This window comes from Pseudomonas sp. GW822-FHT04C11, assembly GCF_058800905.1.
The window spans coordinates 133056-149558 of the sequence record NZ_JBXAMS010000005.1; the positions used below are offsets into that span (position 1 = coordinate 133056).

The 16503-nt window shown below is 60.2% G+C and carries 14 protein-coding genes; 3 read left to right on the plus strand and 11 right to left on the minus strand.

What is annotated here, in order from left to right; all coding sequences use genetic code 11:
- Positions 1-188 precede the first annotated feature (188 nt).
- Complete coding sequence (locus AC1RJ3_RS10360; protein WP_173859948.1) at positions 189-1049, plus strand: MurR/RpiR family transcriptional regulator; 861 nt, start codon at positions 189-191, stop codon at positions 1047-1049.
- Between the two features lie 72 nt (positions 1050-1121).
- Here the strand turns inward: AC1RJ3_RS10360 and AC1RJ3_RS10365 are convergent, their stop codons facing one another.
- The 11 genes from AC1RJ3_RS10365 to edd form a co-directional block, all read right to left on the minus strand.
- On the minus strand, positions 1122-1976 hold the full coding sequence (locus AC1RJ3_RS10365) for a D-hexose-6-phosphate mutarotase (protein WP_054593681.1): 855 nt from the start codon (positions 1974-1976) through the stop codon (positions 1122-1124).
- Positions 1977-2272: 296 nt separating this feature from the next.
- A complete protein-coding gene (locus AC1RJ3_RS10370; protein ID WP_429539229.1) occupies positions 2273-3619 on the minus strand; it encodes a carbohydrate porin in 1347 nt (448 codons plus the stop codon).
- Between the two features lie 105 nt (positions 3620-3724).
- The gene (locus tag AC1RJ3_RS10375; RefSeq protein WP_019693216.1) at positions 3725-4885 is read right to left on the minus strand and encodes an ABC transporter ATP-binding protein; all 1161 of its coding nucleotides are present in this window, start codon (positions 4883-4885) and stop codon (positions 3725-3727) included.
- A 3-nt stretch (positions 4886-4888) separates the two neighbouring features.
- Positions 4889-5734, minus strand: coding sequence for a carbohydrate ABC transporter permease (locus AC1RJ3_RS10380; protein WP_054593683.1), 846 nt, complete (start codon positions 5732-5734; stop codon positions 4889-4891).
- Complete coding sequence (locus AC1RJ3_RS10385) at positions 5727-6635, minus strand: carbohydrate ABC transporter permease (RefSeq protein WP_019693218.1); 909 nt, start codon at positions 6633-6635, stop codon at positions 5727-5729. The genes AC1RJ3_RS10380 and AC1RJ3_RS10385 overlap by 8 nt, the downstream gene beginning before the upstream one ends.
- A 122-nt stretch (positions 6636-6757) precedes the next feature.
- Positions 6758-8065 (minus strand): ABC transporter substrate-binding protein, encoded by a 1308-nt coding sequence (locus tag AC1RJ3_RS10390; RefSeq protein ID WP_347927818.1) that lies wholly within the window; start codon positions 8063-8065, stop codon positions 6758-6760.
- Between the two features lie 117 nt (positions 8066-8182).
- Positions 8183-9442 carry a D-mannose isomerase gene (locus tag AC1RJ3_RS10395; protein ID WP_493078775.1) on the minus strand — a complete coding sequence of 420 codons (1260 nt, stop codon included), beginning with the start codon at positions 9440-9442 and terminating at the stop codon, positions 8183-8185.
- A gap of 130 nt (positions 9443-9572) precedes the next feature.
- Positions 9573-10994, minus strand: coding sequence for an ATP-binding protein (locus AC1RJ3_RS10400; protein ID WP_347930080.1), 1422 nt, complete (start codon positions 10992-10994; stop codon positions 9573-9575).
- A 31-nt stretch (positions 10995-11025) separates the two neighbouring features.
- Positions 11026-11757: a response regulator gene (locus AC1RJ3_RS10405; protein WP_103314995.1), complete on the minus strand. Its 732-nt coding sequence runs from the start codon at positions 11755-11757 to the stop codon at positions 11026-11028.
- Positions 11758-11964: 207 nt separating this feature from the next.
- Positions 11965-12915, minus strand: a complete 951-nt coding sequence (locus tag AC1RJ3_RS10410) for a glucokinase (RefSeq protein WP_347927820.1) — start codon at positions 12913-12915, stop codon at positions 11965-11967.
- Entirely contained in the window at positions 12912-14738 is a 1827-nt protein-coding gene (gene edd, locus AC1RJ3_RS10415) for a phosphogluconate dehydratase (protein WP_054593688.1), read from the minus strand. The genes AC1RJ3_RS10410 and edd overlap by 4 nt, the downstream gene beginning before the upstream one ends.
- Before the next feature lie 224 nt (positions 14739-14962).
- Here edd and gap point away from each other — a divergent pair, with 224 nt between their 5' ends.
- Complete coding sequence (gene gap, locus AC1RJ3_RS10420; protein ID WP_054593689.1) at positions 14963-15964, plus strand: type I glyceraldehyde-3-phosphate dehydrogenase; 1002 nt, start codon at positions 14963-14965, stop codon at positions 15962-15964.
- Between the two features lie 38 nt (positions 15965-16002).
- Positions 16003-16467, plus strand: a complete 465-nt coding sequence (locus AC1RJ3_RS10425) for a methylglyoxal synthase (RefSeq protein WP_493078779.1) — start codon at positions 16003-16005, stop codon at positions 16465-16467.
- Positions 16468-16503 lie beyond the last annotated feature (36 nt).

A 16503-nucleotide genomic window follows, 5' to 3' on the forward strand; every position in this document is an offset into this window, starting at 1 on the left:
AAGTTAAGCTACAAATACCTTTTTTTAAGGCATCGCTCAAGGAAAAATGTAGTAATAACCACAACATTTTTCCAAAATATAGATTCCGAGTGGTGGTCGGTCGGGGCCATCAGTAGGATAGGCCACCATTATGGGCCGCTTCACAGGCCCAATCTGCATAGCCGACCTAAGGAACATAAATGGACCGCGTGCGAAATTTACTGGAACAAATCCAGAATCGCCTTGCAGACCTGAACAAGGCCGAACGCAAGGTCGCCGAAGTGATCCTGCTCAACCCGCAGCAGGCCACTCGCTTCAGTATTGCCGCCCTCGCCCAGGCCGCCTCGGTCAGCGAGCCGACGGTCAACCGTTTCTGCCGTTCGTTCGGTGTCAGCGGCTACCCGGAACTCAAACTGCAACTGGCCCAAAGCCTGGCCAGCGGCGCGGCCTATGTCAGCCGCGCCGTGGAAGCCGACGACAACCCTGAAGCCTACACCCAGAAAATCTTTGGCAGCGCCATCGCCTCACTGGACAGCGCCTGCCAGGCACTGGACCCGAACCTGATCAGCCGCGCCGTGGATTTGTTGATCCAGGCCCGGCAGATCCACTTCTTCGGCCTCGGTGCGTCAGCCCCGGTGGCGCTGGATGCGCAGCACAAGTTCTTCCGCTTCAACCTGGCGGTCACCGCCCATGCCGACGTGCTGATGCAGCGGATGATTGCCTCGGTGGCCCACACCGGCGAACTGTTCGTGATCATCTCCTACACCGGGCGTACCCGCGAACTGGTCGAGGTGGCGCGCATTGCCCGTGAGAACGGTGCCTCGGTGCTGGGTCTGACGGCCGAGGGTTCGCCACTGGCCAAGGCCAGCACCTTGAGCCTGAACATCCCGCTGCCGGAAGACACCGACATCTACATGCCGATGACGTCGCGAATCATCCAGCTGACCGTGCTCGACGTGCTCGCCACCGGTATGACCCTGCGCCGCGGCGTCGACTTCCAGCCGCACCTGCGCAAGATCAAGGAAAGCCTCAACGCCAGCCGGTATCCGATCGGGGATGAGTTCAGCTGACGTCTGTCCAAGCCGAGTGCCCACTTGTGGCGAGGGGGCTTGCCCCCTCGCCACAGGGTTTGTGTGCCACCTCTACCCTCCCATCCGCGCCTGCAAACTCAAATGCGCCCGCTCCCCCGGTGCCAGGCTCAGGCTATCGGTGCCTCCGCAGGCTGCCTCTACGCAGACAAACTCCGAGACCTCATTCCAGCTCACTCCCAACAGCGGCCGTGACCCGGGGTGCCAGACCACGGTGTCAGCGCTGTCGCCGGTATCGATGCACAACTGGCGCTGCCAGGCGTGGTCCTTGAGCTGTAACTCGCCCTCATGCTGGAACACCCGCTGACAGCCACCTTCCACCCGCAACTCGCCCTTTTGCTCGCAGAACTCGCGCTTGAGCTGGTCATAACCTTGCGCGCCATCGAGTCCAGACAGCGCTATCTCAGCAACGTCGCCAATACGCCAATAGGCGTGCAATGCATGGCTCAACTGGCACGGCAGGCTGTCCTGATGCTCAGTGCTCAGGCGTAAATCCATACGCTCGCCCAAGTGCGCATGCAGGTCCACCTGCCAGTCACACAACTGCAATTGCCAATGCAGGCGCACGCCGTCGTCATCGGTGCTGCTGTCGATCAGCTTCCAGTCGATCAGCCGCGCCCAACCATGGGACGGCCAGGCATTTTCGCTGGGATGACGGCCAAACCACGGCCAGCACACCGGTACCCCACCGCGAATCGCGCCGACCTGCGGCCACTTCGCCGCGCACCAGAGCCAGGGCTTCTGGCCCGTGGGCTGGAAATGCAGCAACTGCGCGCCCTGACGACTGAACACCGCCTGACACAGCGGATGGTCGATCACCAGCACCTCACGCTGCTGATAGCGCTCCCAGGCAAACACCGGGCGCTCGCGCAGGGATTTGAAGAAGCGTTGTAGCGGATGCTCAAGCATGTGCCGCGGTCCTGAAAATCATGGATGTACTCATCACCATTGTCACAACAGCGCTTTTTTGTGGCGAGGGAGCTTGCTCCCGCTGGGCTGCGAAGCGGCCCCAAAACCAGTCATCGCGCTGCTTCAGCTAAACCACATTTAGCGGATTTACGACTGCTGCGCCCAAGCGCGGACCGGCCGGCGGGAGCAAGCTCCCTCACCACAGAAAACCGTCGTGTGCGCCGCCCCAAAAAAAAGCGGACAGCCTTGGCCGTCCGCAAAAATGCGCACATGGAGAGGAGCTTATCGCAGCTGCGTTAGAACACCGACTGAATTTTCAAACCGGCGACCAGCGCGTTGTCGACTTCATCAACACCGCCCGGGTGAGTGATGTATTGCAGGTTAGGACGCACAGTCAGCCAGTTGGTAACGTGGAAACCGTAGTTGATCTCGTAGTTGTACTCGGTGGAACGCAGTGGCGAGAACAGCGGATTGTCGTAGTCGCTGACACCATTGGCGGCGTTGACCAACTCGGCATTTTTCTTCACGTCATCGTTGACATGGATACGGGCAAAACCGATTCCGACGTCATCTTTTGGACGCGCATCGAATGGGCCCTTGTACACAAACATCAGCGACTGGTAGTTGTCGACGACGTTAGTGTCCTTGTCGTGGAACGTCGCGTTGGCCGCGACGTTCAGACCGCGAGAAGCATCACCGTTGTGGGTGGTGAGTTGTTGTTGCGCCACAAACCAGTAACCGTGCTTGCTGTCGTGGCTGCGGAAGGCCTTGCCTGTGGTCGCTGCATCATCGCCATTGTCGTCTTTACGGACGTCATTGGCGTCGGCAGTGCTCTTGTAGTAACCGACACGGTATTCGCCCGGCAGGTTGTTGACCTTCGGCGACCAGACCAGTTCGACCGGCAAGACGGTGCCTTTGGTACCACTGCCGCTGAGCTTGAAGCCGTTACCGTGTTCCAGTTGCGATGGGTTCTGGTTGTATGCGCCGATCTGCGCATAGAACTCAGGCGTGATGTTGTACTTCACGCGAACCGCCGCCTGCATGACCGGCCAGTTGTACCAGATACCGGTCGCCCAGTTACCCGCCTGGGAACCGCAGAACGCCAGGTTCTGGAACTCGCAAGGGAAGGTGTTGAAGTCTTCGCCTTCGCCGAAGTAACCGGCTTTGACGTCCAGTTTGCCGTCGAGGAACTGGTGCTGGACCCACAATTGGGTCAGACGGACCATATGGCCACGACCGTAGACTTCCTGGGAGGAACTCAAGGTGCCAGCACGCGGGTCGCCGACACGGTCATTGGAAATGTTCTGACCGTTACGGTTGGTGAGCTGGATCTTGGCCTGGGTGTTGTCCCAGCCCCACAGTTTTTGCAGGTCCAACGCCACGCCCAGGCCAAACTGGTCGGCGTAACGTGCGGTCTTGTCGTGGTTGTAGCCGCCGTGAAGGTTGGCGCCCACTTCACCGACGTAATCCGCCTTGATGTCGATACCTTGGTCGATCAGCTTGGTCCGCTCGCCCCCCCAGTCACCTGTCATCCACTTGGAGTCGGCGCTGAATGCATCAGCTGCGTGTACGTTACCGGCCATGGTCAGCACCGCAACAGCCGACAATTGGCAGATAAGCTGAGCGTTGTTCTTCTTTTTCATCCCTACATCCTCGTCTTTATTGTTATTAACTGTTTTTATCTAACGCGGTTTACAGCGGTTGCGACGGATGTCCCCATCCGCCGCGAATCCCCCACAACTTGATCTTCAGCGCCCTTTGAACTGAGCGACGTTGTCACTGTGAGTCCCGGTTTTCGCTTGACCGGCCGTCCCCAGGCGTTCGCCCGTCTTGGCATCGAACAGCAGCACTTTCGATGGGTCGAATTGCAAGGTCAGGGTCTCGCCCACGGCCGGCGCAACATCCGGTGCCAGACGGCAGCAGACTTTGGTTTCGTTCAAATTGACGAACACCAACGTATCGGGACCGGTCGGCTCGGTAACCTGGACTTCGGCGCGAATGGTCGGCAAACCATTAGCCTCGCCGTTCGCCAGAACGATCTGCTCCGGGCGCATGCCGAGGATCACTTCGCGGTCCTCAAGACCGGCGTCCTGCATGCCCAGCGGCAGCTCGCAACGCGCCTGGCCGCTGTCGAGCAACGCCAACAGACGGCCGTCCTTGCGCTGCAAACGCAGTGGGATGAAGTTCATTGGGGGCGAGCCGATGAAGCTGGCAACGAAGAGGTTGGCCGGATCGTTGTAGATCTGCTTCGGCGTGCCGAACTGCTGGATGATCCCGTCCTTCATCACCGCCACTTTGTCGCCCAGAGTCATGGCTTCGATCTGGTCGTGAGTCACGTAGACCGTGGTGGTTTTCAGGCGTTGGTGCATCAGTTTCATTTCGGTACGCATCTCGACCCGCAGCTTGGCGTCGAGGTTGGACAGCGGTTCGTCGAACAGATAAATCTTCGGCCGCCGCGCCAGCGCACGGCCCATGGCCACGCGCTGTTGCTGACCACCAGAGAGCTGGCCGGGCTTGCGGCTGAGCAGGTGTTCGATTTGCAGCAGCTTGGCGACCCGCGCCACTTCTTCGTCGATTTCAGCCGCCGGCATTTTGCGGATCTTCAGGCCGAAGGCGATGTTGTCGCGCACGCTCATGGTCGGGTACAACGCGTAGGACTGGAACACCATGGCGATGTCGCGATCCTTGGGGCTCATGCCGCTGATGTCAGCGTCATCCACCAGAATCGCCCCGCCACTGATGTTTTCCAGGCCGGCGATGCAGTTCATCAAGGTCGACTTGCCGCAACCGGACGGGCCGACGAGGATCAGGAATTCACCGTCATCGATCTTCAGTTCGATGTTTTTCAGGGTGTCCGGCAAGCCGCTGCCGTAGGTTTTGTTGACGTTGCGTAATTCGAGAGTTGCCATGTTCTACCCCTTGACCGCGCCGGACGTCAGCCCACGCAGGAAATACTTGCCAGCGAATATGTAGACCAGCAGTGTCGGCAGCCCGGCGATCATCGCCGCCGCCATATCAACGTTGTATTCCTTGACCCCGGTGCTGGTGTTGACCAGGTTGTTCAGGGCCACGGTGATTGGCTGGGCATCGCCACTGGCGAAGACCACACCGAACAGGAAGTCATTCCAGATCTGGGTGAACTGCCAGATCAGGCAGACCATCACGATCGGAATCGACATCGGCAGCAGGATCTTCCCGAAGATCGTGAAGAAGCCCGCACCATCCAGCCGCGCCGCCTTGACCAGCGCATCCGGAATGCTCACGTAGTAGTTACGGAAGAACAGCGTGGTGAACGCCAGCCCGTAGACGATGTGCACCAGCACCAGCCCTGTGGTGGTGTTGGCCAGGCCGAGTTTGCCGACGGTGAACGAGGCTGGCAGCAGCACGGTCTGGAACGGCAGGAAGCAGCCGAACAACAGCAGGCCGAAGAACAACTGCGAACCACGGAAGCGCCACATCGACAGCACGTAGCCGTTCATTGCACCGATGAAGGTCGAGATCAGCACCGCCGGCACGGTAATTTTCACCGAGTTCCAGAAGTAGCCGCCTACCACGTCCCAAGCCTTGATCCAGCCAATGCCATCAATCACTTGCGGCCAGCTCAAGAGGTTGCCGGTGCGGATGTCTTCGGGGGATTTGAAGCTGGTCAGCAACATCACCACCAGCGGAATCAGGTACACCGCAGCGGCCAGCAACAAGGTCGCATAGATCGCAATGCGGCTAAAGCTCAAGGCTGGTTTGCCAAGTTGATTACTCATGGCGTTTGCCTCGCAGTTCGGAGTACAGGTACGGCACCAGAATCGCCAGGATCGCGCCGAGCATCATCATCGCGCTCGCCGAACCGATGCCCATCTGGCCACGGCTGAAGGTGAAGGAATACATGAACATTGCCGGCAAGTCGGAGGAATAACCCGGACCGCCCGCGGTCATCGCCGCCACCAGGTCGAAGCTCTTGATCGCGATGTGCGCGAGAATCATGAAGGCGCTGAAAAATACCGGACGCAGGCTTGGCAGGACGATCTTCAAATAGATGGTCGGCAGGCTCGCACCGTCGACTTGAGCGGCACGGATGATCGACTGATCGACACCGCGCAGGCCGGCCAAAAACATCGCCATCACAAACCCGGAGGCTTGCCATACGGCAGCGATCACCAGGCAGTAAACCACGCGATCCTGATCCACCAGCCAGTCCAGGCGAAAGCCTTCCCAGCCCCAGTCACGCAGCATCTTGTCCAGGCCCAGGCCTGGGTTGAGCAGCCATTTCCAGGCAGTACCGGTGACGATCATCGACAGCGCCATCGGGTACAGGTAGATGGTGCGGATGAAGCCTTCCTTGCGAATGCGCTGATCGAGCAGCACCGCCAGAAACACCCCGAGCACCAGGCTGATACCGATGAACATGCCGCCGAAGACCGCGAGGTTCTTGCTCGCGACCCACCAGCGGTCGTTCTCCATCAACCGGACGTATTGCTGCAGGCCGACCCACTTGTAGCTCGGCATGAAGCTGGAGTTGGTGAAGGACAAAACGAATGTCCAGATGATGTAACCGTAAAAGCCAACCAGGACGATCAGCATGCTCGGCGCCAAAACCAGTTTGGGAAGCCAGCGCTGCAGTGCGTCGAACGGTGAGGCTTTGCTGAAAACCGCCACAGAGCTCATCGGGATAATCCAGTTGAAGAAGTGAAATCCGGACCGAGCGCCCCCACTACACGAGCCATGGCCCGTGCAGGGAGACGAAGATCTGGGGTTGGCCGCAGGTCGGGCCCGCGGCGGTCCTGGTGTTACTGGGCGGCTTTGATGGCCGATGCCAGTTGGGCGCTGGCCTTGGCCGGGTCAGCGCTCTTGTCGTTCATGAAGTTGGTCACCACATCGAAGATCGCGCCTTGCACAGCCAGGGAAGTGGCCATGTTGTGCGCCATGCTCGGTTGCAGGCCGCCGGTCTTCTCGTCAGCCAGGAAGTCCTTGGCCGACGCCTGGGCGCAGGAGTCGAAGCCCGACGCGCTCATGTCATTGAGCATGTCGGTGCGCACCGGGATCGAACCTTTGTTGATGCTGAAGACCTTCTGGAAGTCTTTACCCAGCGCGACCTTGGCCAGGTCTTGCTGAGCGGCGATATCGCCGGTGCGATCAGCCTTGAGCTTGAACACCGCCAGAGAGTCGATGTTGTAGGTGAAGGCTTTTTCAGTGCCAGGGAACGGCACGCACTGATAGTCCTTGCCCGCTACCTTGTGGGCGGCGGTCCATTCGCTCTTGGCCCAGTCACCCATCATCTGCATGCCGGCCTTGCCGTTGATCACGTCGGCGGCAGCGATGTTCCAGTCACGGCCCGCGCGGTTGGGGTCCATGTAGCCGGTGAGTTTTTTCAGCTCGGTGAAGGACTTGACCATTTCCGGGCCGGACAGGGTTTTCTGGTCCAGATCGACCAGGGCTTTCTTGTAGCCCTCAGGGCCCATGACCGAGAGCACCACGTCTTCAAACACGGTGCTGTCCTGCCAAGGCTGACCACCGTGGGCCAGGGCAATGAAGCCCGCAGCTTTCAGTTTGTCGCCAGCGGCATAGAACTCTTCGAGGGTGGTCGGGGCTTTGTCGATACCGGCTTTCTTGAAGACCGCCGGGTTGATCCACAGCCAGTTGACGCGGTGAATGTTCACCGGAACGGCGACGTAATCGCCTTCGTATTTGACGGTATCGGAGACTTTCTTCGAGAGCAGGCCGTCCCAGTTTTCAGCTTTGGAAACGCCTTTCAGCGCATCGGTGCTGAGCAGGCCAGTGCTGCCCCACTCCTGGATATCCGGACCTTTGATTTGCGCGACACCTGGCGGATTACCCGCGACGGCGCGGCTTTTGAGTACGGTCATGGCCGTAGCGCCACCACCGCCGGCGACTGCACCGTCCTTCCAGGTGAAGCCGTCTTTTTCGACTTGAGCCTTGAGGACATCGACCGCTGCTTTTTCACCACCCGAAGTCCACCAGTGCACGACTTCCACGGAACCTTTGGAATCGGCAGCAAGGGCGCTGAGAGGAAATGCAGTCAGGGGAAACAGCGTGGCAAGAGAAACGACAGTGGCGAGGCGAGAAATCGCATTCATCTAGCAGTACCTTTCTTGTTGTTATGCATGCAAGTCTGGTGCTTGCGCTGCAAATGAGTTTAAACAGCGTAGATCGCTTGGCAGGTAACGAAGCGACGGCAAAATGTCACCGCATGGTTACATAAGTACCGAGACAGAGCCTTGAGCCAATGCACTGGCCATGCTCGGCGCCAGCGGCAAGCGTGGAATCAACACCGCTTGCCAGGCGTGATAAAGATCTGGTTTGCCACCCCAGATCTCGGCGCTCGGACGATTTTGCGGGTCAAGCTCGTGGTGCCAGCTGCCGTGAATCCGGTCGATCAAGTTGCGGTCGCTGAACTTCCAGAAACGCCGGTACCAGGTTTCGTATTGCGCCTCACCGGTACGCTTGAGCAAGGCACTGGCGGCGGCACTGGCTTCGCAGTGAACCCAGTGCAAACGCTGGCGCACGACCGGGCGATTGTCCCAGTCGAGGGTGTAGACAATGCCTGGCGCGCCATCGACGTCCCATCCGTGAAGGCAGTTGTTGGCGAAGAGTTGTTGCGCGTCGCTCAGCAGCCAACCGGGGGTTAACATCCCGGCCTGCCCGCGTGTAGCCTCCAGGTGCAACAGCAGTCGTGACCATTCGAAACCATGGCCCGGCGTGGTGCCGTACGGTCGGAAGCCATCAGCCGGATTGGCCTGGTTGTAGTCGCGCAACGGTTGCCAATCGCGATCAAAATGCTCGACCACTAAATGGTCGTTGGCCGCTGCGTGCCGGTGAATCACCCGTTCGACAATCCGCAGGGCGCGGTTCAGCCAACGGCTGTCCTGCGTGACATCGGCCAGCGCGAGAAAGGCTTCGGTGGCGTGCATGTTGCTGTTGGCACCGCGATAGGGTTCCTCTTCGCTCCAGTCGCGATTAAAGGATTCGCGCATCGCGCCCTCCTCTTCGCTCCAGAAATGCTGCTCGATAATCGCGATGGCATCGTTGAGCAACGCCTCTGCACCGGGCCTTTGGGCGACCACCGCAGAACTCGCCGCGAGTGCCACGAAAGCATGCAGATAAGCGACCTTGCCGGTATCGCCATCACGGTGATCGGGGGCCGCAAACCAGCCACCGAATTCGGCGTCACGCAGCGGGCCATTGAGGGCATTGATGCCGTGATCCACCAGCTCGGCAAACCCCGGTAAGCCTTGGATGTGGGCCATGGCGAAGCTGTGGGTCATGCGGGCGGTGTTCATGGTGTGGGCCTGGGCGTCAGCCGATAATTGGCCGTGTTCGTCCAGGTTGCCGAAGCCTTCGGACAGCTTCGAGGCCTTGGCGAAAGCCAGCAGGCGCAAGCCTTCATCGGCCAGCCATTGCTGATGGGCAGGTGCGTTCAGCCAACTGCTGAAAGCAGGAGGGGCGGTGTTCATGGGATGCCTTTTTTGTTGTTATGACTGAGGGGAGTCTAAACAACGGGCGGTGGCGGGCAGGTAACGAAGGGGGCCGGGTATGTCACTGACTTGTGACATTGATCGTTCCCACGCAGAGTGGGAACGATCATCAATCTCTGGGTAGCTGCAACGTTACCCGCAGTCCGCCCTCGCGCAAATTCTGCAGGCTGACTTCTCCACCATGGCTATGGGCGATATTGCGCGCAATGCCCAACCCCAACCCGTAACCCTGCTGCTGTCCGGCCAGACGAAAGTGCGGCTCGAACACTTGCTCCAGTCGCTGCTCAGGCACGCCCGGGCCTTCGTCGTCGACGTGCAAGATAAACGCGCTGTCATCATCATCGATGTGCAGATGGGCGTTCTGCCCATACTTGAGGGCGTTGTCGATCAGGTTGCCAATACAGCGCTTGAGCGCCAGCGGCTTACCCGGATACGGCGCCAGCGCCCGGCCTTGCTGGGTTACGCGACCATTGCCGTTGGGCGCCAGGTAAGGCTCGACCAGGCAATCGAGTACATGATTGAGGTCCACCGGCTCGATGTTTTCGTGAATGTCGGTGTCCTTGACGCATTGCAGCGCGCCTTTGACCAGCAGCTCCAATTCATCCAGATCACGCCCGAACTTGGCTTGCAGCCGCTCATCTTCCAACAACTCGACCCGCAGGCGCAGACGCGTGATGGGGGTGCGCAAGTCATGGGAAATGGCGCTGAACAACTGGCTGCGCTCCGTCAGGTAGCGGCTGATGCGCTCGCGCATGGCGTTGAAGGCGCGGCCGACTTCGACCACTTCACTGCCACCGCCCTCGGCCACCGGCTCCACTTCGGCGCCCAGCGACATGTCCCGTGCGGCCCGTGCCAGACGCTTGAGCGGCCGGCTCTGCCAGTGCACCAACAGGCCAATAAACAACAACAGAAAACCGCTGGTGAGCACGATGAACCAGACCTGCTGCGACGGCAGGCCCTGCTCTTCCAGACTGGTATAGGGCTCGGGCAACAGCGAAGCGATGTACAGCCATTCGCCTTGGGCCAGTTTGATTTGGGTAACCAGCACTGGTGGATTGACTGGCTCCAGGGTCAGCGCGTAATGCGCCCAGGACCTCGGCAATTCGTCGAGTTTCAAACCGCCATTGAAGATCCGCAGATCGTCCGGGCTGACGAATTGCACCGAGATATTGGTGTCCGCGCCCAGCGATTCGCGCAACACGTCATCCACCGCCGCCAACACTGCTTGTTTGCGCGGGGTCGGCGGCAACAGCTGCATTTCCAGCGGTTTGTCGTTGAGCGTCACCACGAAACGAGTACCGCCCATGCTGCGCAACTGGTCGAGAACCAGCGGCCGGTACGCCACCGGCAAGGAACGAAAGTAACTGACGCTGGCGGTCATCGAATGCGCCAGGCTGCGGGCCGCGGTGACCAGTCCTTCCAGCTGCGTTGCACGCAATTGCGAAACCCAGATCACGCTCGACAGCGTCTGTGCAAACAGCACCGCCAGCAGGGTCAGCAGCAACATCCGCCCAAGCAGCGAACGCGGCACCGGCACCCGCCGTATCAGGCGACTGAAGAACTCAGTGGCCATTGCTGGCGACTACATTGGCGGCCAGTTGATAACCGCTGCCGCGCACGGTGCGGATCAGGCGAGGAGGTTTGTCGGTATCGCGCAGACGCTGGCGCAAACGGCTGACGGCCATGTCGACGATGCGATCGAGCGGCATCAGGTCGCGGCCACGGGTGGCATTGCCGATGGTGTCGCGGTCGAGGATTTCCTGCGGGTGATCGAGGAAGAGTTTCAGCAGTGCGAAATCGGCGCCGGAGAGAATCACCTCTTCGCCGTCGGTGTGGAACAGCCGGTGGCTGACCATGTCCAGCCGCCATTCATCGAAGGCCAACACCTCGCCGCCAGAGCGCTCCTGACCGAATTGGGCACGTCGCAGCAAGGCTTTGATTCGTGCCTGCAACTCACGAGGGCTGAAGGGTTTGCCAAGGTAATCGTCGGCGCCGAGTTCCAGGCCAATGACCCGGTCGGCCTCGTCGGAACTGGCGGTGAGCATGATGATCGGCACCTGGGCCTGGCGCGGGTGCTGGCGAATCCAGCGGCACAGGCTGAAGCCGTCTTCGTCGGGCAACATCACATCAAGGATCACCAGATCACTCGGCGCCTCGTTCAACGCCTGGCGAAAACCGGCGCCGTCGGGCGTGGTCCGCACCTGAAACCCTGCGCGGCTGAGGTAGGTGTCCAGCAACTCGCGTATCTCTTGATCGTCATCGACCAACAAAATCGACTTGTTGACTGAGCTCACTTCGAAGGCATCCTTGTTGTTAGTGTTGGGACGGATTATGCCTGATCAAAAATGCATCGCGAACGAGCTTTTGTGGCGAGGGAGCTTGCTCCCGCTGGAGTGCGAAGCGCTCCTGAACCCGGCGAACGCGGATTATCCGAGAACCGCAGTGTCAGGTTTTGCGACTGCTTCGCCGCCGAGCGGGAGCAAGCTCCCTCGCCACAGGTATCAAGCCTGTTCCAGTGCCACTCCCGCGCCGGTCAAACCGGAATACGGTGCGGTCACCAGCCAGACCGGAATGCCCTTGAAGTACTCACTCATGCAGCCCTTGTCGGCGAAGCAGCGGGCAAAACCGCTCTTGAGAAAGAAATCGGCAAACCGTGGAATCACCCCGCCGACGATGTAGACACCGCCACGCCCACCGACGGTCAGCACGTTGTTGCCGGCCACTCGACCGAGCCAGCAGCAGAACTGCTCAAGCACTTCCACGGCAATCGGGTCGCCTGCAAGGCCGGCGGCGGTGATGGCTTCCGGGGTATCGAGCACAGGTTCATGCCCGTCGACAGCACAGATCGCCCGATAGACGCGCGGCAAACCGCTGCCGCTCAGCGCTGTTTCGGCACTGACGTGACCGATCTCGTTGTAGATGTGCTGCCACAGTTGGGTTTCTCGCGGACTGCTCAGTGGCAGGTCGACATGTCCACCCTCCCCTGGCAATGCGGCCCAACGGCCTTCACCAAGATCCAGCAAGGTGCCGACCCCAAGGCCAGTACCGGGACCGATCACCACGGCCGGGCGCAACGGCTCCGGCGTGCCTTCGCAGACCACCCGGAACTCGCCTGGTTGCAGGCGCGTCATGCCCAGCGCCATGGCCGAAAAATCGTTGACCAGCAATAGCCGGTCGACCTGCAAGGTCTGGCAAAAGGCCTTGCGGCTCAGCCGCCAGTGGTTGTTGGTAAAACGAAACTCGTCACCGCTGACCGGGCCGGCTACCGACAAGCACACCGCGCCTATCGAACCGGGCGCCAGGCCGAGGCCGCTCAGGTAGACGCCGATGGCGTCTTCCGGGCAGGCATAGTCGGCCGTCGCCAGCACCTGGATCGACTCCAGTTGCTGGTCTTTCCACAACGCAAAACGCGCATTGGTTCCACCAATGTCACCGACCAGCGCTAGTTTCACTTAAGGGTCTCCAGGGCAGAGGTAAAGGCGCTGGCGCCCTGCTCTGCCGAGCTGAAGGCCATGCGCATGAAGCCAAACAACTCGCGACCACAACCAATGCCGTTGTCCAGCAGGCCTTTGGCGGGTGTACGAGCGGCAAATTCATCGGCGTCCACCAACAGCTGCAAGGTGCCTTTGACGCCATCGACGCGGATGATATCGCCCTCTTGCACGCGAGCCAAAGCACCACCGACAAAGGCTTCCGGGCTGACGTGAATCGCCGCCGGGATTTTCCCCGACGCGCCGGACATCCGCCCGTCAGTCACCAGCGCAACCTTGAAGCCGCGGTCCTGCAACACGCCAAGGAACGGCGTCATCTTGTGCAGTTCCGGCATGCCGTTGGAGCGCGGGCCCTGGAAGCGCATCACCGCGACAAAGTCCTTCTCCAACAGGCCGGCCTTGAACGCATCGGCCAGGTCCTGCTGATCCTGGAAGACCATCGCCGGTGCTTCGACCACTTGATGTTCCGGTGCCACGGCCGAGACTTTCATCACCCCGCGACCGAGGTTGCCTTCCATCACCCGCAGGCCGCCTTCTGGCGAGAACGCACGGGCGACCGGACGCAGGATGTTTTCATCGAGGCTTTCGATCGGACCTTCGCGCCAGACCAGCTCACCGTTTTCCAGGAACGGTTCCTGGGTGTAGCGGCTCAGGCCATGGCCAGCCACGGTGTTGACGTCTTCGTGAAGCAGGCCGGCTTCCAGCAGTTCGCGGATCAGGAACGACATGCCGCCCGCAGCCTGGAAGTGGTTGATGTCGGCCTTGCCGTTCGGGTAGACGTGGCTCAGGGTCGGCACCACCTCGGAGAGGTCGGCCATGTCCTGCCAAGTCAGTTGAATACCGGCCGCCATGGCGATGGCCGGCATGTGCAGGGTGTGGTTGGTCGAGCCGCCGGTGGCGTGCAACGCAACAATCGAGTTGACCAGCGAACGCTCGTCGACGATTTCGCCGATCGGCATGAAGTTGCCGCTTTGCTTGGTCAGGCGGGTGATCTGGTGCGCGGCTTCACGGGTCAGGGCATCACGCAACGGGGTGTTCGGGTTGACGAAGGATGCGCCCGGCAAGTGCAGGCCCATGACTTCCATCAGCAACTGGTTGGTGTTGGCGGTGCCGTAGAAGGTGCAGGTGCCAGGGCTGTGGTAGGACTTCATTTCCGACTCCAGCAGCTCTTCGCGGCTGGCCTTGCCTTCGGCGTAGCGCTGGCGCACGTCGGCTTTTTCCTTGTTGGAAATGCCCGACACCATCGGCCCGCCCGGAACGAAAATCGTCGGCAGATGACCGAAGCGCAATGCGCCCATCATCAGGCCCGGCACGATCTTGTCGCAGATACCGAGCATCATTGCCGCGTCGAACATGTTGTGCGACAGCGCGACAGCGGTCGACATCGCGATCACTTCACGACTGGCAATGCCCAGTTCCATGCCCGGCTCGCCCTGGGTCACGCCGTCACACATGGCCGGTACGCCGCCGGCGAACTGGCCGACCGAACCGATCTCGCGCAATGCGTGTTTGATTTGTTCCGGGTAGTGCTCGTACGGCTGATGCGCCGAGAGCATGTCGTTATATGACGAAACAATCGCCACGTTGGCGGCGTTCATCATCCGCAGGCTTTGCTTGTCTTCGGTGCCACATCCGGCCACGCCGTGGGCGAAGTTGGCGCATTGCAGCTTGCCGCGCATCGGGCCATCGCTGGCGGCGCCGCGAATCAGTGCAAGGTAGGCCTCACGGGTAGCGCGGCTACGGGTGACAAGCCGTTCAGTGACCTCAAGTACGCGGGGATGCATGTGTAGAACTCCAGGCTAACGGATGTGGCGACCTGTTCGTGTCTATGCTGATCAAGAGGCATCGACGCGTGACGCGCTGACGGTTTTCTTGACCACTCGGACCAGTTGATTCAGGTCACTCGTTGTAGATAAAACAAAATATTGCCACTAAAAAGGCTTGTTTTCTATTTTTTTGCGAATAATCTTGTAATTCCAACAACAAATATGACGAAGGCGCTTTTCATATGACTCTACGAATTGCAATCAATGGTTTTGGCCGCATTGGCCGCAATGTCCTTCGCGCACTGTATACCCAAGGCTACCGTCAGGATTTACAGATCGTCGCCATCAACGATTTGGGCGATAGCTCGATGAACGCCCACCTGCTCAAGTACGACACCGTGCACGGCACCTTCGATGCCGATGTGCAGCACGATCAGGAAAGCCTGACCGTCAACGGCGACCGGATTTCGGTCAGCGCCATTCGCAACCCGGCCGAATTGCCGTGGGCTGCCGAAAAGGTCGACGTCGTGTTCGAATGCACCGGCCTGTTCACCGACCGTGCCAAAGCCGCTGCCCATATTAGCGCCGGCGCGCGCAAAGTGATTATCTCGGCCCCGGCCAAAGGCGCCGACGCCACCGTGGTGTACGGGGTCAACCACGACATCCTGCGCCAATCGCACCAGATCATTTCCAATGCGTCGTGCACCACCAACTGCCTGGCCCCGGTGGCTCAGGTGTTGCACCGCGAGCTGGGCATCGAGAGCGGTCTGATGACCACCATCCACGCCTACACCAATGACCAGCATCTTACCGATGTCTACCACGTCGACCCGTACCGTGCGCGTTCGGCCACCCAGAACATGATCCCGAGCAAGACCGGCGCCGCCGAAGCGGTGGGCCTGGTGCTGCCGGAACTGGCTGGCAAACTGACCGGCATGTCGGTGCGCGTGCCGGTGATCAACGTGTCGCTGGTGGACCTGACCGTGCAGCTCAAGCGCGAAGCCAGCGCTGGCGAGGTCAACGCATTGCTCAAAGAAGCCAGCCAGCACTCGAAGATCCTTGGTTACAACACCCTGCCGCTGGTTTCCAGCGACTTCAACCACAACCCGCTGTCGTCGATTTTCGATGCCAATCACACCAAGTCCAGCGGCAAGCTGCTCAAGGTGCTGGCCTGGTACGACAACGAATGGGGCTTCTCCAACCGCATGCTCGATAACTGCCTCGCCCTGTGCAACGCCGAATAAGGCCGATTGCCCCTACAGTAACGCGGGAGCAGCAGCCGATGATCGGTATCAGCTTTACCAAAAAAACCATGGCGGCGCGCAAACGCATCGCCCTGGTTGCCCATGATCACTGCAAAGTGTTCTTGCTGGACTGGGCCGAGCGGCAGAAGGACAAGCTCGCCCAACACGAGCTTGTGGCCACCGGCACCACCGGGATGCTGTTGAGCAAACGCCTGGGCCTGCCCGTTGAAAGCATGATCAGTGGCCCGTTGGGTGGCGACCAACAACTGGGGGCGCGAATCGCCGAGCAGCGGGTCGACATGCTGGTGTTCTTCTGGGACCCGTTCGAGCCGCAACCTCACGATCCGGACATCAAGGCATTGCTGCGGGTCGCGGCGGTCTGGAACATTCCAGTGGCCTGCAATGAATGCAGCGCCGATTACCTGCTCAGCAGCCCGCTGATGGATCAGCCGCACGCGTACCGGATCCCCGATTACCCGGTGTACCTGCAAGGCCGCAAATAATTCTCACCGGTAGCGCTTGACCTTTCAAGCAGATGA

Excerpts from the sequence above, each read along its gene's own strand:
- AC1RJ3_RS10365 (WP_054593681.1), bottom strand. The coding sequence starts at position 1,976 with ATGCTTGAGCATCCGCTACAACGCTTCTTCAAATCCCTGCGCGAGCGC.
- AC1RJ3_RS10425 (WP_493078779.1), top strand. The coding sequence starts at position 16,003 with ATGATCGGTATCAGCTTTACCAAAAAAACCATGGCGGCGCGCAAACGC.
- AC1RJ3_RS10390 (WP_347927818.1), bottom strand. The coding sequence starts at position 8,065 with ATGAATGCGATTTCTCGCCTCGCCACTGTCGTTTCTCTTGCCACGCTG.
- AC1RJ3_RS10375 (WP_019693216.1), bottom strand. The coding sequence starts at position 4,885 with ATGGCAACTCTCGAATTACGCAACGTCAACAAAACCTACGGCAGCGGC.
- AC1RJ3_RS10385 (WP_019693218.1), bottom strand. The coding sequence starts at position 6,635 with ATGAGCTCTGTGGCGGTTTTCAGCAAAGCCTCACCGTTCGACGCACTG.
- edd (WP_054593688.1), bottom strand. The coding sequence starts at position 14,738 with ATGCATCCCCGCGTACTTGAGGTCACTGAACGGCTTGTCACCCGTAGC.
- AC1RJ3_RS10380 (WP_054593683.1), bottom strand. The coding sequence starts at position 5,734 with ATGAGTAATCAACTTGGCAAACCAGCCTTGAGCTTTAGCCGCATTGCG.
- gap (WP_054593689.1), top strand. The coding sequence starts at position 14,963 with ATGACTCTACGAATTGCAATCAATGGTTTTGGCCGCATTGGCCGCAAT.
- AC1RJ3_RS10370 (WP_429539229.1), bottom strand. The coding sequence starts at position 3,619 with ATGAAAAAGAAGAACAACGCTCAGCTTATCTGCCAATTGTCGGCTGTT.
- AC1RJ3_RS10395 (WP_493078775.1), bottom strand. The coding sequence starts at position 9,442 with ATGAACACCGCCCCTCCTGCTTTCAGCAGTTGGCTGAACGCACCTGCC.